The following is a 1239-nucleotide window of genomic DNA, read 5'->3' on the forward strand; positions in this document are numbered from 1 at the left end:
ATGTAGTGGTCAACTAATTCCGGACAGTAATTTAAGGTTTTCCTCAGCCACCACGGGAGGCAGGCCGTCGTTAAACGAGTGAGGGCGCTGCTGGTTGTAGTACCCCATCAGATAGCTACTAACGTCTTTCCTGGCCTCAGGTAGATTTCGATATCCCCATGCCGGTATCCACTCTGATTTCAGGCTCCGGAACAGCCTTTCCATCGGCGAGTTGTCCCAGCAGTTGCCACGTCGGCTCATGCTTTGTTTCATTCGATAGCGCCAAAGTCTTTGGCGGAACTTACGGCTTGCATATTGACTACCCTGATCGGAATGGAACATGACGCGCTTGGGCTGACCACGTTGTTCCCAAGCGTGATCCAGTGCTTTCACAACAAGATCTGCATCCGGGCTGGACGACATGGCCCAGCCAACAACACGACGAGCATAAAGATCCAACACAACGGCCAGATAGCTCCAATGCTGGCCACTCCAGATATAAGTGATGTCACCACACCAGACCTGATTGGGCTGGTCTGGTGTAAATTTGCGACCAAGATGATTCGCAATATCCGGTCGCTCAACAGTCGCCTGCTTGTAGGCATGAGGGCCCGGCTGCTTGCAGATCAACCCCATTTCGCTCATCAAACGCCGAACCTTGAAACGGCCGATGGTGACGCCTTCTTCGCTGAGCAGCCCCTTGATTGAGCGGCTGCCCGCTGAGCGGCGACTCTTTTTGAAAAGGCGGCTTACCTGAGCTTTTAAGGCCAGACGCTCAACATCCACACGGTGCCGCCGCTGGCGGTACTCGTAGTAACTGGAGCGGCTAATATCAAACGCGTTACAGACCATTTCAACAGGCATTTGCTCACTCAACTGGTCTATCAGCGCGTACGATTCATGTCGTCCGACATCAAGAGAGCGGTAGCCTTTTTTAGTATCTCTTTCTCCATCTCAAGCCGTTTGCAACGGGCTTCCAGTTCCTGAATCCGGCGCTGCTCGGAGGTTAAGGCTTTGCCCTTTGGGGTGATGCCCTCACGTTCATCTTTCAGCTGTTGTACCCAGCGTCGTAGAGCTGTCTCACCCACACCGAGCGACCGGCATGCTTCGAGAGTGGTGTAGCCTTGATCCAACACCAGGCAGGCTGCTTCCTGCTTGAATTCAGGAGAAAAAGTACGTCGTTTCTTGGTCATCAGACACCTCGCTTCTGGTGGCAATATTACCACCTACGTTGGTGCCCGGTTTTATTGAACCACTACA

General features: G+C 53.0%; 1 protein-coding gene. It reads right to left on the minus strand.

What is annotated here, in order from left to right; translation table 11 throughout:
- Positions 1 to 9: 9 nt before the first annotated feature.
- Positions 10 to 1172 (minus strand): IS3 family transposase gene (locus tag IE061_RS17880; protein WP_193462211.1). Its coding sequence is split into 2 segments (ribosomal slippage): positions 10 to 917 and positions 917 to 1172, totalling 1164 coding nucleotides; the frame shifts between segments, so codons are not numbered across the junction.
- Positions 1173 to 1239: the final 67 nt, after the last annotated feature.

Origin of the sequence: Vreelandella hamiltonii, from assembly GCF_014651795.1 — a bacterium.
In the GTDB taxonomy this organism is placed as follows: domain Bacteria; phylum Pseudomonadota; class Gammaproteobacteria; order Pseudomonadales; family Halomonadaceae; genus Vreelandella; species Vreelandella hamiltonii.